This is a genomic window from Nocardia sp. NPDC087230, from assembly GCF_044744725.1.
GTDB classification, from domain to species: Bacteria; Actinomycetota; Actinomycetes; order Mycobacteriales; family Mycobacteriaceae; genus Nocardia; species Nocardia canadensis.
On sequence record NZ_JBIUYV010000013.1, the window covers coordinates 39,704 to 57,363 of the forward strand.

Annotated in this window: 15 protein-coding genes; 12 read left to right on the forward strand and 3 right to left on the reverse strand. The window is 70.4% G+C overall.

The features are described 5' to 3' along the window. Positions 1 to 104 precede the first annotated feature (104 nt). The 3 genes from meaB to ACIO52_RS29335 form a co-directional block, all read right to left on the reverse strand. Complete coding sequence (meaB, locus tag ACIO52_RS29325; protein ID WP_255588247.1) at positions 105 to 1,199, reverse strand: methylmalonyl Co-A mutase-associated GTPase MeaB; 1,095 nt, start codon at positions 1,197 to 1,199, stop codon at positions 105 to 107. Positions 1,200 to 1,269: 70 nt separating this feature from the next. Next, positions 1,270 to 3,534: a methylmalonyl-CoA mutase gene (gene scpA / locus ACIO52_RS29330; RefSeq protein ID WP_218720009.1), complete on the reverse strand. Its 2,265-nt coding sequence runs from the start codon at positions 3,532 to 3,534 to the stop codon at positions 1,270 to 1,272. Beyond that, positions 3,534 to 5,405: a methylmalonyl-CoA mutase family protein gene (locus ACIO52_RS29335; protein ID WP_402648397.1), complete on the reverse strand. Its 1,872-nt coding sequence runs from the start codon at positions 5,403 to 5,405 to the stop codon at positions 3,534 to 3,536. The genes scpA and ACIO52_RS29335 overlap by 1 nt, the downstream gene beginning before the upstream one ends. A 178-nt stretch (positions 5,406 to 5,583) precedes the next feature. On the opposite strand from ACIO52_RS29335, the gene ACIO52_RS29340 reads away from it, so the two are divergent. The 12 genes from ACIO52_RS29340 to ACIO52_RS29395 all read left to right on the forward strand — a co-directional run bounded on the left by ACIO52_RS29340 (position 5,584) and on the right by ACIO52_RS29395 (position 17,651). After that, positions 5,584 to 6,270, forward strand: a complete 687-nt coding sequence (locus tag ACIO52_RS29340) for a TVP38/TMEM64 family protein (protein ID WP_316574706.1) — start codon at positions 5,584 to 5,586, stop codon at positions 6,268 to 6,270. A 57-nt stretch (positions 6,271 to 6,327) separates the two neighbouring features. Then, on the forward strand, positions 6,328 to 7,272 hold the full coding sequence (locus ACIO52_RS29345; RefSeq protein WP_402648400.1) for a hypothetical protein: 945 nt from the start codon (positions 6,328 to 6,330) through the stop codon (positions 7,270 to 7,272). A 302-nt stretch (positions 7,273 to 7,574) separates the two neighbouring features. Further along, positions 7,575 to 9,002: a condensation domain-containing protein gene (locus ACIO52_RS29350; protein ID WP_402648403.1), complete on the forward strand. Its 1,428-nt coding sequence runs from the start codon at positions 7,575 to 7,577 to the stop codon at positions 9,000 to 9,002. 2 nt (positions 9,003 to 9,004) lie between these two features. Next, positions 9,005 to 10,261: a glycosyltransferase gene (locus ACIO52_RS29355; protein ID WP_316574703.1), complete on the forward strand. Its 1,257-nt coding sequence runs from the start codon at positions 9,005 to 9,007 to the stop codon at positions 10,259 to 10,261. Continuing rightward, the gene (locus ACIO52_RS29360; protein ID WP_402648407.1) at positions 10,258 to 11,220 is read left to right on the forward strand and encodes an ATP-binding cassette domain-containing protein; all 963 of its coding nucleotides are present in this window, start codon (positions 10,258 to 10,260) and stop codon (positions 11,218 to 11,220) included. Before ACIO52_RS29355 ends, ACIO52_RS29360 begins: the two co-directional genes overlap by 4 nt. Before the next feature lie 29 nt (positions 11,221 to 11,249). After that, entirely contained in the window at positions 11,250 to 12,071 is an 822-nt protein-coding gene (locus ACIO52_RS29365; protein WP_218720002.1) for an ABC transporter permease, read from the forward strand. A gap of 10 nt (positions 12,072 to 12,081) precedes the next feature. Further along, entirely contained in the window at positions 12,082 to 13,470 is a 1,389-nt protein-coding gene (locus ACIO52_RS29370) for a hypothetical protein (RefSeq protein ID WP_316574702.1), read from the forward strand. 34 nt (positions 13,471 to 13,504) lie between these two features. Beyond that, a complete protein-coding gene (locus tag ACIO52_RS29375) occupies positions 13,505 to 13,666 on the forward strand; it encodes a hypothetical protein (RefSeq protein WP_402648547.1) in 162 nt (53 codons plus the stop codon). A 104-nt stretch (positions 13,667 to 13,770) separates the two neighbouring features. After that, positions 13,771 to 14,511, forward strand: a complete 741-nt coding sequence (locus ACIO52_RS29380) for an IclR family transcriptional regulator (RefSeq protein ID WP_402648412.1) — start codon at positions 13,771 to 13,773, stop codon at positions 14,509 to 14,511. Between the two features lie 314 nt (positions 14,512 to 14,825). Continuing rightward, positions 14,826 to 15,908, forward strand: coding sequence for an ABC transporter substrate-binding protein (locus ACIO52_RS29385; protein ID WP_402648415.1), 1,083 nt, complete (start codon positions 14,826 to 14,828; stop codon positions 15,906 to 15,908). Continuing rightward, positions 15,905 to 16,765, forward strand: a complete 861-nt coding sequence (locus tag ACIO52_RS29390; RefSeq protein ID WP_402648417.1) for an ABC transporter ATP-binding protein — start codon at positions 15,905 to 15,907, stop codon at positions 16,763 to 16,765. Before ACIO52_RS29385 ends, ACIO52_RS29390 begins: the two co-directional genes overlap by 4 nt. Then, complete coding sequence (locus tag ACIO52_RS29395; protein ID WP_402648419.1) at positions 16,758 to 17,651, forward strand: ABC transporter permease; 894 nt, start codon at positions 16,758 to 16,760, stop codon at positions 17,649 to 17,651. Before ACIO52_RS29390 ends, ACIO52_RS29395 begins: the two co-directional genes overlap by 8 nt. Positions 17,652 to 17,660 lie beyond the last annotated feature (9 nt).

The window sequence follows — 17,660 nt, forward strand, 5'->3', positions numbered from 1 at the left end:
CGACGAGGAAAATGACAGCGACTGACCGTGATCACCCTCGGTGTCGCCCTGGTGAATCCCGTCGAATCGCCGAGCCGCGATTCGTGACAGCCCCGGAATCCGGCTCAGGCGTCGAAGGCGCGCAGGATCTGTTCGGCGGCCAGGGCCGGGGTGAGAGTGCCGTCGCGGACGGCGGATTCGATCTGGGGGCGTGCGGATTTCACGGCGGGGTTGTCGGCGAGACGGCGCAGGATCTGGTCGTGCACCATGGTCCAGGTCCAGTCGACCTGCTGACGACGGCGCTTCTCGGCGAATTCGCCCGCCTCGGTGAGGACGCGACGGTGTTCCAGGACGGTGTCCCAGAACTTGTCGAGGCCGACGCCTTCGAGCCCGCTCATGGTGAGCACGGGCGGACGCCAGAGCGCGTCGTGCGGGTGGATCAGGCGCAGGGCCCCGGACAGCTCGCGCGCCGCGGCCTTGGCCTCGATCTCGTGCTTGCCGTCGGCCTTGTTGACCGCGACCAGCTCGGCCAGTTCCAGCACGCCCTTCTTGATGCCCTGGAGCTGGTCACCGGTGCGGGCCAGGGTGAGGAAGCAGAACACGTCGACCATATTGGCGACGGTCACCTCGGATTGGCCGACACCGACGGTCTCCACCAGGATCACGTCGTAGCCGGCGGCTTCGAGCAGCACGATGGTCTCGCGGGTGGCCTTGGCCACGCCGCCGAGGGTGCCCGCGGTCGGCGAAGGCCGGATGAACGCGTCGGCTTCCAGCGACAGCCGCGCCATCCGGGTCTTGTCCCCGAGGATCGAGCCGCCGGTGCGGGTCGAGGACGGGTCCACCGCCAGCACCGCCACGCGATGGCCCTTGCCCAGCAGGTACATGCCGAGGGCGTCGATGAACGTCGACTTGCCCACGCCGGGAACGCCGGTGATGCCGACCCGGTTCGACACGACCGTGCCCGGCTCGGTGCCCAGCCGCAGCAGCAACTGCTGCGCCAGCTCCCGGTGATCGGCGCGGGTCGATTCGACCAGCGTGATCGCCCGGGCCAGCGGCGCACGCTGACCCGCCCGGATCCCGTCGGCCAGCTCGTCGATGTCGATCGTGCGCGCGGCCCGAGCGACCGACCGGCCTTCGTTGCGTGGAGCCCCGACGCCCGCGGTGGTGCCGAGCCGGGGGTGTGCTGCCGTACCCCCGGCCCGCTCTACGGCGTCACTCATACGGCTCCCCCACAGCACGCTCGCGCACCCGCTGTGATGACGCCGGCTTTCGCTTCCGGACGCTGACCGATCATGCCGGTGCGCCGCCACCGATCTCGTGCCCGAGCGAGGCACCCAGCTTCTTCAGCAGGTCGATGGCCGCGTCGGCGATGACCGTGCCGGGCGGGAAGATCGCCGCGGCGCCCGCCTCGTACAGCTCGTCGAAGTCACCGGGCGGGATGACACCGCCGACGATGACCATGATGTCGGGGCGACCGACATCGGCCAGCGCCTGCCGCAGGGCGGGCACCAGCGTGAGGTGACCCGCGGCCAGCGAGGAGACACCGACGATGTGCACGTCGTTGTCGGCCGCCTGGCGCGCCACCTCTTCGGGGGTCTGGAACAGCGGGCCCACGTCGACGTCCATGCCCAGGTCGGCGAACGCGGTCGCGATCACCTTCTGGCCGCGGTCGTGGCCGTCCTGGCCCATCTTGGCGACCAGGATGCGCGGGCGGCGACCCTCGGCCTCGGCGAACTCCTCGACGAGCGCGATGGCCGCGCCGATGTTGGAGGCCTTGCCTGCTTCGTCACGGTACACACCGGAGAGCGTACGGATCTCGGCCTGATGGCGGCCGTAGACCTTCTCCAGTGCGTCGGAGATCTCACCGACGGTGGCCTTGGCGCGCGCGGCGTCGATGGCCAGGGCCAGCAGGTTGTTGTCCATGCCGCCCTCGGCGGAGGCCGCGGCGCGGGTGAGGTTGGCCAGCGCGGCCTCGACGGCGGCCGAATCACGTTCGGCGCGTAGCCGTTCCAGCTTCTCGATCTGCTCGGCGCGCACGCGCGAGTTCTCGACCTTGAGGACCTCGACCTGCTGATCCTCTTCGACCTGGTACTTGTTGACGCCGATCACCGGCTGCTGGCCGGTGTCGATGCGCGCCTGGGTGCGGGCGGCGGCCTCTTCGATGCGCAGCTTCGGAATGCCTTCCGAGATCGCCTGCGCCATACCGCCGTGCGCCTCCACCTCGGCGATGTGCGCGCGGGCGCGCTCGGCGAGCTGGTGGGTGAGCCACTCCACGTAGTACGAGCCACCCCACGGGTCGATCGGACGGGTGGTGTTGGACTCCTGCTGAATCAGCAGCTGGGTGTTGCGCGCGATGCGGGCGGAGAAGTCCGTCGGCAGCGCGAGCGCCTCGTCGAGGGCGTTGGTGTGCAGCGACTGGGTGTGGCCCTGGGTCGCGGCCATCGCCTCGATGCAGGTGCGCGCCACATTGTTGTAGGCGTCCTGGGCGGTGAGCGACCAACCGGAAGTCTGCGAATGCGTCCGCAGCGACAGCGATTTCGCACTCTTGGGCTCGAATTTCGAGACCAGCTCACTCCACAGCAGGCGACCCGCGCGCAGCTTGGCGACCTCCATGAAGAAGTTCATGCCGATGGCCCAGAAGAACGACAGGCGCGGAGCGAACTTGTCGACGTCCATGCCCGCCGCGATACCGGCCCGGATGTACTCCACGCCGTCGGCCAGGGTGTAGGCCAACTCCAGATCGGCTGTGGCACCCGCCTCTTGGATGTGATAGCCCGAGATGGAGATCGAGTTGAACTTCGGCATCTTGGCGCTGGTGAAGGCGAAGATGTCGGAGATGATCCGCATCGAGGGCTTGGGCGGGTAGATGTAGGTGTTGCGGACCATGAACTCTTTCAGAATGTCGTTCTGAATGGTTCCGGCCAGCTGCTCGGGCCCGACTCCCTGCTCTTCGGCGGCGACGACGTAGAGCGCCAGGATCGGCAGCACCGCGCCGTTCATGGTCATCGACACCGACACCTGGTCCAGCGGGATCTGGTCGAAGAGCTGGCGCATGTCCAGGATCGAGTCGATCGCGACGCCGGCCATGCCCACGTCACCCTGCACGCGCGGGTGGTCGGAGTCGTAGCCGCGGTGGGTGGCGAGGTCGAAGGCGACCGACAGGCCCTTCTGACCGGCCTGCAGGTTGCGGCGGTAGAAGGCGTTGGAGTCGGCGGCGGTGGAGAAGCCCGCGTACTGGCGGATGGTCCACGGCTGGTTGACGTACATGGTCGGGTAGGGACCGCGCAGGAACGGCGCCACGCCGGGCACCGTGTCGAGCGGATAACCCTGCGCGACAACGGCATCGCGGTCGGCCTTGGTGAACACCGGCGGCACGTCGATGCCCTCGGGCGTGGCCCAGGTGAGCTGGTCGGCGGTGGTGTGGTTGGCCGCGGCGGCCTCGGCCACGAACTCCTTGACCTGCGCGTCGTCGACCTCGGCGGCCGTCGGCGCGTGCTCGGTCAGCGGCACCTCGGCGAAACTACCGACCAGGTGCTCGATATCGGATGTCGTCATCAGGCTCCCACCTTCTCCAGCAGCTGCGACAGGACCGCGACCGCGTCGATGCGCAGGGTCAGGTACCCGTCGGGACGCTGTGTACCGCTGTACTGCGCGACCGACTTCTCCGGTCCGGCCAGCAGGACCGTGTCGATGCCCGCGGCACGCAGGGCCTCGACCGCGGCGCCGGCTTCCTCGCCGTAGCGCTTGTCGGCACCGCACAGCACCGCGATCGGCGCACCGGACGCGGTGGCGGCCGCGGCGATTCCGTCGACGGTCAGCGGGCCGGGGTTGACCGACTCGATACCGCCGGAGGCCAGCACGTTCGCGGTGAAGATCGTGCGGGCGTTGTGTTCGGCGACCGGGCCGAGCGGCACGATCAGCGCCTGCGGCCGGGCACCGTTGGCCGCGAGGTAGGCGTCGGAACGGTTGCGCAGCGACTCGAACGCCGCGCCGTAGCGCGCGACCGAGTCCGCGGTGCGGGCCTGCTCCGAGAGCGGGGTCTCGGCCAGGTTGGGGAATTCGTTGACGCCGGTGACCGCGGTCTTGCGGTGCGCGATGTCGGCGGCGCGGGTGGCGGCCGTCTCGGCGATGCGCTCGGCGACCAAGCCCGCGGCCAGCGCGGCGGGATAGCCACCGGCGGCCTCGATCTCCTGCATGAACTCCCAGGCCTTGGCGGCGAGTTCGTCGGTCAGCGAGTCGACGTACCAGGAACCGGCGGCCGGGTCCTGGACGTGCCCGAGACGCGACTCCTCGAGCAGCAGCAGCTGGATATTGCGGGCCATGCGCTCCGAGAACGACTGCGAGACGCCGAGTTCGCCCGGGGGCAGAGCGGAGTCGAACGGGGCCACGGTGACCGAGTCGGCACCACCGACACCGGCGCCGAAGGCGGCCAGGGTCGTGCGCAGCAGGTTCACCCAGGGGTCGCGCTGGGTCATCATGGCGGCCGAGGTCACCGCGTGCTGCGGGGCGGCGCCGAAAGCGGGCGCGCCGCACACCTGCGCGACGCGGGCCCAGAGACGCCGGGCCGCGCGGAACTTCGCGATCGTGGCGAACTGGTCGTCGGTGGCCGCGAAGCGGAACTCGAGCTGACCGAACGCGTCGGCGATGTCGACCCCGGCGGCGGTCAGCGCGCGTAGGTACGCCAGACCGGCCGCGACGGACGCGCCCAGTTCCTGAGCGTCGGCGGCGCCGGCGTTGTGGAAGGCGGTGCCGTCCACGGTGATCGCGCGCACGGTCTCCGGACGGGCGATCGCGCGGGTGGCCAGGGCGACGGCCTGATCGATGTCGATGTCGGCGGCGCCGGCGAAAGCACTCGTCAGCGGCGCGGCGCCCAGGCCGACCTGGATCTGCGCCCGCTCGGCGAGCTGGTAGCCGTCGAGCACCGTGAAGACCTGCGCGGCGGCGGCGTCGACGTCGACGCCCGCCACCAGGGTCAGCGGGGCCAGCTCGAAGAGCAGGCCGGTCAGGGCGGTGGGAATGTCGGCGGTCGCGACGCCCTCGGCGCCCACGCCGAGCGACACGGCGCTCACGCCGTTCTCCAGCCAGCTGAGAATCGTCCGGTTGGTGGCCGCGGCATCGGCCGAGCCGGCGAAGGCGGCGACGAACCAGCCGCGCTGCGGGTCGCGGGTGGCGCTGCCACCGCGGACGAACGGGAAAGCGCCCGGCAGCGGCTGCTCGGGCAGTTCGTCGCGGCGGGTATAGAGCGGGGCGATGGTCAGCCCGTCATAGGTGGTCTCGTCGAGCAGATGCTCGGGCTCCGCCGGGAGCTCGGCAGCCTCGACCCGTCGCGCTTTCGCCAGCACGCCCGCCACACCCTTGCGCCACGCGGCGTACTCGGGCACCGGATCCGGTGCGAGTCCCGCCCCGGACTCTGAACCAATCGGCATAGCTGCTGTTCTCTCTTCCATTCGACGACCGCATCCCGGTGTACTGCCGATCCGGCAGCATCAGCCCAGCAGCGGAATACTGCGGCGAACCAGGATGTGTCCGGTTCTTACATGATGCTAACTGTGACACCCTGTCCACTCGCTCCGGCCATCCCCTACCGGCCGGTACGCTTATCCGGTGTCCCGACTGATCCGCTCCCCGCGCCTGCTCATGGCTCTGGCCGGGATCGCCGTGCTGTTCGTGGTGGCGATGATGGTTCCGCTGCCCGGCCCGCAGCAGATCAGGGAGTGGGCAGGCGGCGCGGGTCCGCTGCTGCCGCTGCTGTTCTTCCTCTTCTACGCGCTCGTCGCGGTGGCGCCGGTGCCGCGCACGGTGCTGACGGTGACCAGCGGTGTCCTGTTCGGTCCCGTACTGGGGTCGACCGTCGCGCTGGGCGCCACCGCGATCAGCGCGACGCTGGCGCTGCTGGGCGTGCGCGCGGTCGGCCGCGACCGGGTCGCCGAGCATCTGCACCATCCGGCGGTCCGCGCGATCGATGACCGGCTGGCCCAGCGCGGGTGGCTCGCGGTGGCAGCGCTGCGGATGATCCCGCTCGCGCCGTTCTCGATCGTCAACTACTGCTGCGGCTTGTCCTCGGTGCGGGTGCTGCCCTATCTGGCGGCCACGCTCGTCGGGTCGGCGCCGGGCACGATCTCGACGGTCGTGCTCGCCGGATCCCTGGCCGGCCCTACCGATCCGATCGCGGTCACCGTCTCGGCGGTCTGCCTGTCGCTGGGCCTGCTCGGGCTGGCCCTCGACGCGAAGATGCCGGTCACGGCTCCGCCGACGGCCTCGGAGACCGAGCCGGTGGCGGCGCGCGGCTGAACCCCGTGCGGCGCGTCTGCGTCGCCGGGGCGGTTTCCGCTCGGATAATCCCAGGTCATGGCGATGACAGTGGGCCGACGATCCGCACTCGCGCTGCTGGCCGGGGTGCCGCTGCTCGCAATGGGAACCGCGGGGGCGCAATCGGCGCTGGGGCCCGGTGTCGGGATCGACCCCGAGCGCACCCCCACCCGTTACACGATGACCGCGTTCCGCGCCGACAGCGATACCACGCTGGCGGTGTACGAGTCGGTCGACGGCACCGAGTTCACCCCGGTCAGCGAGCACGCGTATACCCCGCCCACCGGACTGGTCCGCGATCCGAGCATCCTGCGCCACACCGACGGCCGCTATTACCTCACCTACACGATGGCCGGTGACGCCACCGCGATCGGCCTGGCCCACAGCCTCGACCGCATCACCTGGACGCCCATGGCGCCCGCGCCGATGCTGGTGCCGGGCAGGCTCGAAGGCGCGTGGGCGCCGGAGTGGTACGCCGACGCCGCCGGCCGCGTCGGCATCATCGTCTCGCTCACCTGGGGCCACGGGTTCACCCCGCATCTGCTGATCCCGCTCGACGCCGGCCTCACGACCTGGGCGCCGCCGGTGCCGCTGCTCGGGCTCGGCCCCGCCCGACCGGGTTCCCTCGGCCATATCGACACCACCCTGGTCCGGTGGGACGGACGGTTGTTCGCCTTCGTCAAGAACGAGGACACCAAGCTGATCGAACTGGCCGTGGCCGACCGTCCGGTCGGGCCCTATACCTTCGTGGCGACCGGCGACTGGGCCGGCTGGGGTGGTCCGAGCGAGGGTCAGTCGGTGGTCCGGCTGCCCGACGGCGGGCACCGGATCTACCTCGATGCCTACACCGACGGCCGCTATGTCGTCAGCGACAGCTATGACGGATTCCGCTCCTGGACGCCCCCGATCGAGCTCCCCGGACTCTCCGGCGTGGTCCGGCACGGCACCGTGCTCGCCGAGTTCGGCCCGACTTTCACGACATAAGCGCAGCTCATAGGCGATTCATCGGTTCGGTCGTGGACTTTCTGAACTGAAACCCCCTTACTTCAGGGGCACCGGGTTACGCTGGGGATCCGGGACAATTTGAAAGTGAGCTTCTTCACATAGACCAGTTGTGACTAACGCGTATTTCAGAAAACTCTCAGAGTTATAGACTCGGGATAGCCCAGGGTTCGCCAGCTACATCCGGTGCGGGATCCAGAGCAACATCCGGTGACGCGACCGCGGTCACCGATATCCCCGTTCGCGCCGTCTTCGGCATGCACTGCACCTCGAGGTGACCCCGCATGGAATACACCCATCTGTCCGAATTCACGATTCGCTCCGGCGCCCTGTCCATCTGGACACCGGAACTGGCCACCGCCGACTCGTGGTATGACGACGAACGCCCCCTCGCCAGCGTCCACTCCCAGTACCTCGGCTTCCTCGATCCGGAGGATCCCACCCCCGGTCGCGGCCGCTGGATCGGCACCATCTTCGAGATGGACGCGCCGCTGGACGCGCAGGTATGGGCCAGGACCCTGGAACTGTGGCACGACCGCCACGAGGGTTTCCGCACCACCGTCGCCCCCACCGGCGACGGCGACTACCACCGGATCACCACCGCTCCCGGCACCGTGCGGGTCACCTCGGCACCGGTGCCCGAGCTCACCGACGGCGAGCTGATCAACGAATTCCTGTGCGACGAGCTGGAACTGCGCCTCTCGCCGCTGGTCTGGCCGCATCTGCTGGTGGCCACCGTCGCCCACGACACCGACGACTTCACGGTCCTGGTCGCCGCCGACCACTCGGTGCTCGACGCCTATTCCCAGGCCGTGCTGATCCTCGAGCTGCGCACCCTCTACACCGCGGTGCGCGACGGCGGGGAGATCCGTGATTCGGCCACCTTCGGCAGTGCGGCCGACTTCGCCGCCGCCGAACGCGCCGCCGCCGAGGAACTGACCCCCGACTCCCCCGCCGTCGCCGTGTGGCGCGACTTCGTCGGCACCCCCGGCTCGCCGATGCCCCGCTTCGCCGAGGGCATGGTGGCCGCGCTCGACGGCGAGCACGCCCAGCCCAGTGTCTCGCGCACGCTGCTGACCCTCGACCAGCTCGAGGAGGTCGAAGGGGCGCTCGACCGGCTCAAGCACCGGCTCTCGGTCACAGTGTTCGCCGCGCTCGCCGCCGCTTCGCGAGAAGTGTTCGGCGACGACCGTTTCCGCACCATCATGCCGATCGCGACCCGCCCGGACCTGACCTGGCTCGAGTCGATGGGCTGGTTCGTCAATGTCGTCCCGGTCGACATCACCCTGCCCGCCGGCGCCGACATGGGCGCCGCGCTCGAGATCACCCGGGCCGCCCTCAAGCGCGCCCACATCTGCAATGACGCCTCCTGGGGCCGGTCGCTGGCGATGGCGGGTGCGCTCGAGGGCCCGACCTTCGGCGCGTCATTCCTCGACATCCGGATGCTGCCGGACTACGAGCTGGTCGCCGACCTGCGCGGACGCACGCTGCGGGCGGTGTCGTACTCCACCGACGAGGTGTACTTCTGGGTCGTGCGCGGTCCGGAGGGGCTCTACGTGTCCACCCGCTACCCGGCCGGGCTGCCCGCCGAGGTGATGGACCGGTTCCTCACCGAATTCGCCAGGGCCATCTACGCGGTCACCACCCTCGCGGCGCCCGTCACGAACGCCCCGATCGCCGACTCCGCGTCGGCAGCGCTGAGCGCGGGCTGACGATGCGCGCACTGCTGGCCTTCACCGGCAGCCGCGGCGATGCCCAACCGGGCATCCTGCTGGCCCGCGAGCTCCAGGCTCGCGGGCACTCGGTGACGCTCGCCCTGTCCCCCAACCTCGTCGACTTCGCCACCGCGCACGGCATTCCCGCGGTCGGCTTCGGTCGCGACAGCGCCGAACTGCTGCGCACCCAGCACGCCGACCGGCGTTTCCGCAGCCCCAGCCCGCGTCAGCGGCTGCGGGCCGTGCTGGATCTGCAGCGCCGCGGCGTGGCCGAAGCGGTCCGTGACCTGCTCGCGCTCGCGCCGGGCCACGACGTGCTGGTGACGGGCATGGCGGGCGAGGAGGCGGCCGAGAAGGCCGCCCGGCGGGTCGGCTTGCCGCTGGCCGCGGTGCACTTCTTCCCCATCCACCCGAATCGCTCGGTGCCCGTGGTACCCACCGCGTGGGGAGCCAGGATTCCCGGCGCGCTCAACCGGCGGATCTGGTCGGGTCTGCGCTGGGCCCGCGATGCCGCACTCGCCGAACCGCTCGCCGAGTTCGGCATCGTGGAACACCCACTCCCGCAGCGGGTCTCGATCCAGGCCTACGACATCGACCTGTTCCCCGGGCTCGCGGCCGAACTACCCGATCGGCATCCGATCACCGGCTTCGCCGTCGATACCGACGGATTCCTCGGCGGCCCGGCCGATCCCGCGTTGACGGCGTGGCTCGACGCGGGCGCCGCACCGATCTATGTCGGCTTCGGCTCGATGGCCGTCGACGATCCGGCGGCGCTGGTGGCGATGCTGCGCACGGTCTGCGCCCGGCGGGGCGGGCGACTGCTGCTGGCCGCGGGCTGGGCCGGCATCGAGCCGGAGCTGTCCGCCGACGTCGCGATCGTCGAACAGGTCGACCACGCCGCGGTGTTCCCGCGCTGTGCCGCCGCGGTGCACCACGGCGGGGCGGGCACCACCGCCGCCGCGCTGCGCGCCGGTGTGCCCCAGGTGATCTGCTCGATCCAGGCCGACCAGCCGTACTGGGGACAGGCCCTGGCCCGCCTCGGACTGGCCGACACCCTGCGCGCCGCCGAGCTGACCGCCGAGCGGCTCACCACCCTGCTGGACCGAGTCGCCGACCCGACCGTGGTCTCGCGCGCCACCGCGTACGCGAACCGCTTCCCCGACCACGGCGTCGCGCTGGCCGCCGACGAGGTGGAACACCTCGTCCCCCTGACGTTCTCGACCCCCGAACTCGACCATGCCGGGAGGCACCGGTGACCACCGACATCGCGGTCCGCACCAGCGGACTCGGCAAGTCCTACGGCGACTTCACCGCCGTCGGCGGCATCGATCTCAGCATCCCGGCGGGCTCGGTCTTCGCGATGCTTGGCCCCAACGGCGCGGGCAAGACCTCGACGGTCCGCATGCTGGCGACGCTGCTGCGCCCCGATCGCGGTAGCGCCGAGGTGTTCGGTTTCGACGTGGTCCGCGAGGCCACCGCCGTGCGCTCGATGATCGGGCTCACCGGCCAATACGCCTCCGTCGACGAAACCCTCACCGCGGGTGAGAATCTGCGCCTGTTCGGCCGCCTGCTCGGCCTCTCCCGGCGCGCGGCCGCCGCGCGCAGCGACGAACTGCTCGCGGAGTTCGAGCTCTCGGCTGTCGCGCGCCGCAGCGTCTCGGCCTTCTCCGGCGGGATGCGCCGCCGCCTGGACCTGGCCGCGACGCTGATCACCGTGCCCCCGCTGATCTTCCTCGACGAGCCGACCACGGGCCTGGACCCGCACACCCGCGACCGGATGTGGGGCATCGTGCGCGGTCTGGTCGACCGCGGTGCGACCGTGCTGCTGACCACGCAGTACCTCGAGGAGGCCGACGCGCTGGCCGACCGGATCGCGGTGATCGACCGGGGCACGCTCGTCGCCGAGGGCACTGCCGCCGAGCTCAAGTCCTCCATCGGCGAACAGGTGCTGCGCCTCGACATTCCCGACACCGCGGACCTGCGCCGCGCCGAAGCGCTGATCCAGGAACTCACCGGCGAGGTCCCCGAGGGCTCCTCGACCGGCACGCTCACGGTGACCCTGCCCGATGTCGCGCTCGGCGCCGACATCGTCGCCGCCTGCCGCGCCGCGGGGCTCACGCTGCGCGGGTTCGCGGTCGACCGGCCCGATCTCAACGAGGTGTTCCTGGCACTGACCGGGCACGCCCGCACCGCCGACACCGTCGACGCGGCATGACCGCCCTTCGTGAAAGGTCGAGCAACGCCATGACTCTCACCACGACCACCACGACGCCCCCGCAGGTCGTGCGCGCGCCGCGGATCACCCGGGTCGGCGCGCTCGCCGCGCTGCACCATGCGCTGATGATGGCCTGGCGTGGCCTGCTCACCTTCCGGCACAGCCCGCAACTGCTCTACGACGCCATCCTGCTGCCCATCGTGGGCCCGGTGCTGTTCGGCAGCATCTTCGGCACCGCGATCGCGGGCAGCATGGACGCCTACCTCCCGATCATGATCCCGGGCGTGCTGGTGCAGATCGTGCTCACCTCCTCGGTCGCCACCGGCGTGCAGCTGTCCGAGGACATCCATTCGGGAGTCTTCGACCGCTTCGTCGCCATGCCGATCGCCCGTTCCGCCCCGGTTGCCGGAGCGTTGCTGGCGGGCACGGTGCGGTACCTCATCGCCGCGACGACGGTGGTGATCGTCGGGTTCTGCATGGGCTACCGGCCCGAGCACACCGCCGGGTTCCTCGCCGGCGCCGTACTGGTCGTCGTCGCGACCACCGCGATCAGCTGGCTGTTCGCCTTCATCGGCGCGACCGTCGCCCGGCCCGCCGCCGTCCAGGGCATGTGCATGCTGGTCCTGACCTTCCTCGGCTTCGCCTCCAACGCCCTGGTTCCCGAGGAGTCCATGCCCACCTGGATGCAGCACGTCTCGGACGTGAATCCGGTGTCCTACCTGGTCTCCGCGGTGCGCGAGCTGGCCGCCGCGGGCACCGTCGGTGCCGACGCGTGCTGGTCGCTGGTGGCCTCGGTGGTCGTCGTCGCCGTCTTCGCGCCGCTGACCGTGCGCACCCTCCGTTCCCGATGAGGAGTTCCCGATGACCGTCACCTCCCCCGCCGTCGCGGCCGTCGCCACCGGACCGGCCGGCCTCAACCGGATCACCGCCGACGACGACCTGTTCTTCAAACTGCACAGCCTCTACCCCAACGCACTGGTCAACCAGCTGGCCTACCGCTTCGACGAGCAGCTCGACCCCGAGCTGCTGCGGCGCTGGCACGCGCACCTGGCCACGGGGTTCATCGCCCGTAAGGTCCGCACCACCCGGTTCCCGATCGCGCGGGCGCACTGGGAGCCCGCCACGGAGTCGATGCCGCTGATCTGGACGCCGACACCGCTGCCCGACGACCGGGTGCTGGAGTGGTTCCTCGAGCAGGCCGCGGTCGAGTTCGACCCCGAACGCGGCCTGGTGTGGCAGCTGGCGGGCGCGCACACGGAGTCCGGCGGCACCGTTGTCACCCTGGTCGCCTCCCATGTCGCCTGCGACGGCGGCGGGATGATGCACGCGATCGTCGATTCGCTCGACCGGCTCAACCGGGGCGAGGATCCCGACCGCGCCGCCAGCGCGGGCAATCTGGTGGGCCCGGTCGCCGGCCGTGGCCGCTTCGCCGCCGACCTCGCCGACGCCACGGGGCAGTTGCGCGCGGTCGCGCGCGGTGTCCGCGCGGCGCGGCGCGCTCGCGGTGTCAGCGAGCCCGCCCGCAATCCGCGCCCGGCCGAACCCCGCCTCCCGCACTCGGAGACCTGGCAGGCCGCCGAGACGATCGTCCAGGTCGACCTCGCCGACTGGGACGCGGTCGCCGCGGCCAACGGCGGCACCACCAACGGCCTGCTGATCGGCGTCGCCGTCGGTCTGCTCGGGCGCAGTGGCCGCATCGCCGACGGTGCCGAGGTCCGCGTGGACATCCCGCACTCGATGCGGGTGGCCGACGATCCCCGGGCCAACGCCACCACCGGGCTGCCGATCAGCGTCACCTACCGGGCGGGTGAGCGCGCCGACCTGCCCGCGGTCCGCGCCGCGCTCAAGGCCGCGGGCCTGGCCTACCGCAATCCCGAGACCATCCCGCCGATCCAGCACCTGCAGCCGGTCCAGATGCTGCTGCCGAAGGTGGTGCTGCACAAGTTCGCGCGCACCGCCAAAGCGCCGGAATGCCTGTGCACGAACATGGGGCGCACCGCCCAGAACATCGCCGTCCTCGGCCCGCACCGGGCCCGCGACGTCATCATGCGACCGGTGGTCAACCCCGGCCCGGTGGAACTGTTCCGGCAGGTGGAAGTCGGCGTCAACCTGGCCTTCTCCTGCGACGACGACACCGTCACCCTGGTGGTCACCGGGGGCGATCCCGACCGCTTCCCGACCCGCGCGGCCCTGCAGGATCTGCTCGCCGCCGAGTTCGCCGACTGGGGCCTGACTCCGCGCTTCTGGTGAGGTGCGCGCCGCTGCCCGCGGCTATCGTGGAGCCGTGGGCATCATGGGCGAGCTGTTTCCGGGCAAGAAGCTGCAGAACGAGGGCAGCGGCGACAGCGACGGGCAGGAGCACGATCCCCGGCTGGCCGTCGACCTGGACGCCGGTGTCATCCGGCTCTCCTCACCGATCGGCCGGGCCCCGGCCGAGGACGAGTAGCGCCCGCGCCGCACCCGTCGAATTCCGCTATCGGTGCGCGGAAGGATTGCGCCTGATCACGGCAGTGGCGATAGTTCACGGCACTTCGTCGAGAGGGAGCCGCCATGACCGCCACCGAACCGCCGCGTTCCGGCGCGCAAGCAGTCGACCGCGCGGTGCACGTGTTGAACTGCTTCCAGGGCAGCGATCCCGAACTCTCGCTCAGTGAGCTCGCGCAGCGGGCGGGACTGCCGGTCAGTACCACCTTCCGGCTCGCCCAGGCGTTGGTGCGCGGCCGGTTGCTCGAGCAGGATCCGGTCACCGATCGCTACCGGATCGGGCACGGGCTGGCCTGCCTGGCCCGGCCCGCGCTCTCGCGGCTGGGTCTCGACGCCGCCGCACCACATCTGTACGCGCTCGCGGCCGGCATCAAGATCACCGTCAGTTTGAGCGTGCCCGACGCCGAGGAGGCGCTCACCGTCTTCCAGGCCCGGCCGCCGGTGTACTTCTGCCACAACCAGATTCCGCAGGAGCGCAGGCCGCTGCATACCAGCGCGGTCGGCCACGCCCTGCTCGCGCACACCCCGGCCAGGGCCGACACCGGCCACGGCGAACTGTTCGACACCGTGCGCAGGCGCGGGTTCGCGGTCGAGGAGATCGACAGCGAGGAACCGATCCGCGCGATCGCCGTCCCAGTGCTCGGGCCGGACAAACAGGTCTGGGGCGCATTGGGCGTGCAGGCACGTTCGGTGCGCCTCGACCGTGATCTCGTGCGGGCCGTCGTGCCCGCCATGCACCAGATCGCCGTGCGGATCGGACCGTATTTCCACGCGGGCGCCGCTGGTACGGGATTCGGCGCACCGTGATTTCCACGATGCGAAAACGACATTGCCGCCCGGATACCAGCGGGCGCACTATGGAATCCGTTGCGGCGCACACTTCGTCGCACTTCATCAGGAAAGTCCCGTCATGATCGAATCCCCCGCGCTCGTCCGCCGCCGTACGGTGGACCTGATGCGCCTGTCGCCCGGATTCTGTCGCCGCTGACGCCGCGGCGGCATCCCAGGTCCGCCGATTCCTCCTTTCTCACCCCCGGTAATCCGTTCGCGCGGAGCGTCGCGGCGTGCGCCCCGTGTGGCCCGCCGCGCGGTCACGCGTGCCGTCGAAAGAACCCCGAAACATGTTCTCCACCCTCTTCCGACGACGTCCGCTGCGTGCGCTCGCCGCCGCGCTCGTCGTTCCCGCCGCCCTCGCGGTGGTCACCGCGTGCGGCGCCTCCGATGCGCCGACGACCGCCGACGGCAAGACCGTCCTGCGCTATCAGGGCCAGACCGGCCTGGTCACCGCCTTCGAACTCGCCGACAACCTGGGCTACTTCAGCAAGATCAGCCTGCAGTGGGAAGGCGACACCACCAGCGGACCGGCCAACATCCAGGCCGCCGCCACCAAACAGATCGAATTCGGCAGCGCGTTCAACGGCGCGGTGGTCAAGCTCGCCGCCGGGGGCGCCCCGGTGCAGGCGGTGCTCAGTTCCTACGGCTCCGATGCCAAGTCCTTCACCGGCTACTTCGTCCGCGACGATGCCGGCATCACCAGCGCCCGTGACCTGATCGGCAAGAAGGTCGGCGTCAACACTCTCGGCGCCCACCACGAGTTCGTCACCCGGGAATGGCTGCATCAGCAGGGCCTCAGCGAGGCCGAGATCAAGCAGGTCCAGCTGATCGTGGTCCCGCCGATCAACACCGAAGAGGCGCTGCGCAGCGGCCAGATCGACGTCGCGGCGTTGGGCGGTGTGTACCGGGAGACCGCGGTGCCGCGCGGCGGCCTGCACCCGCTGTTCACCGACAAGGACATCTTCGGCGAATTCGACTACGGCACCTACGTTTTCCGCAAGGACTACATCGCCCAGAACGGCGAGGCGGTCGAGGACTTCGTGCAGGGCACCGCGCGGGCGACCCGCTGGCTGCAGATCACCCCGCGCGACGAGGTGGTCGCCAAGTTCGCCGAGATCATCTCCAAGCGGGGCCGCAACGAGAACCTCAAGCTGCTCGACTACTGGCGCAGCTCCGGCATCCCGGTCGCGGGCGCGGTGATCGCCGAGCGCGAGATCCAGATCTGGATCGACTGGCTCGAGCGCAACGGTGAACTGCCCAAGGGCAAGATCGCCGCCAAGGACCTCTACACCAACCAGGACAACCCCTACGCCAACGGCACCTACCAGCCGGCCAGTGGCCCGACCGGAGAGGTCGTGGCCGCGAAATGAGTACCACCACAGCCAAACTCGCACTGCGCGGCGTCGGCAAACAGTTCGCCGTGCGCGGCGCGGCCGAGAAGTTCACCGCGATCGACGACATCAGCATCGAGGTCGGCGCGGGTGAGTTCCTGGTCCTGGTCGGCCCCAGCGGCTCCGGCAAGTCCACCCTGCTGGATCTGCTCGGCGGCCTGAGCACCCCCAGCTCGGGGCAGATCCTGCTCGACGGCGCCCCGATCACCGGCCCCGGCCTCGACCGCGGCGTGGTGTTCCAGCAGTACGCGCTGCTGCCGTGGCGCACCGCCCGCGCCAACATCCAGTTCGGTCTCGAGGCCAAGGGCGTGGCCCGCAAGGAACGCAAGGCGATCGCCGATCACTACCTGGAGCTGGTCGGTCTGGCCGGCTTCGGCGACCGCTACCCGCACGAGCTCTCCGGCGGCATGAAACAGCGCGTCGCGATCGCCCGCAGCCTGGCCTTCGACCCCGAGGTGCTGCTCATGGACGAACCGTTCGCCGCCCTCGACGCGCAGACCAGGGAATCGCTGCAGGACGAACTGCTGCGCATCTGGCGCACCACGGGCAAGACCATCCTGTTCATCACCCACGGCATCGACGAGGCCGTGTACCTGGGGCAGCGCGTCGCGGTGCTCACCTCGCGGCCCGGCCGGGTCAAGGCCGTGATCGACATCGACATCAACCGGACCGGCGACATCGACGTCCGCTCCAGCGAACAGTTCCGCGACTACCGCCACCGCCTCTGGACCGAACTGCAGAGCGAGGTGAGCCGGGCGCAGCGGCTCGAGCTCGCCACCGACGACAGCGCCGCCGAGGCGGCCGCGTCCACCGACAGGAGTCCCGCCCATGTCTAGCGCCGTCCCCCTCCTCGTCCGCCCCACCGACGTCGCCGAGCGACCAGCCGCGCCCCTGGCCGTTGCGGTCCCCCGGCCCACGGTCCCCGCCGGTCTGACCCGGGCCGCGCGCACGACGGCGGCGACCCTGATCCGGCTGACCAAGCCGCTGCTCGCCTTCGCGCTGCTGCTCGGCGCCTGGGAACTCGCGCCGAGACTCGGCCTGGTCGACGAAGTGTTCCTGCCGCCGTTCTCGGTGGTGGTGCAGGCCTTCGCCGAACTGGCCGCCAACGGGCAACTGGGCGAACACGTCTCGGCCAGTCTCACCCGGTCCGTCACCGGCTTCTCGATCGCCCTGGTGATCGCGGTGCCGGTCGGGATCGCGATCGCCTGGTACAAGCCCGTCTCCGACTTCCTCAATCCGGTGCTCGAGCTGTTCCGCAACACCGCCGCCCTGGCACTGCTGCCGGTGTTCGTGCTGATTCTCGGCATCGGTGAGACCTCCAAGATCGCGCTGATCGGCTACGCGACGTTCTTCCCGATCCTGCTCAACACCATCACCGGTGTGCGCACGGTCGATCCGCTGCTGGTGAAGTCGGCGGTGTCGCTGGGTTTCTCCCCGATCCAGCTGTTCCAGAAAGTCATCCTGCCCGCGGCCATCCCGTCGATCTTCACCGGTATCAGGATGGCGGCGGCGGGCTCGATCCTGGTCTTGATCGCCGCCGAGATGGTCGGCGCCAGGGCCGGTCTCGGCTATCTGATCACCGCGGCCCAGCAGAACTTCCAGATTCCGCAGATGTACGCCGGCATCGTGGCCATCTCGCTGATCGGCCTCGGCTTCAACTTCGCCCTCGTCGCGCTGGAACGTCGCCTCTCCCGCTGGCGCACCTCGCCCACCGACGCCTGACCAGGAGTT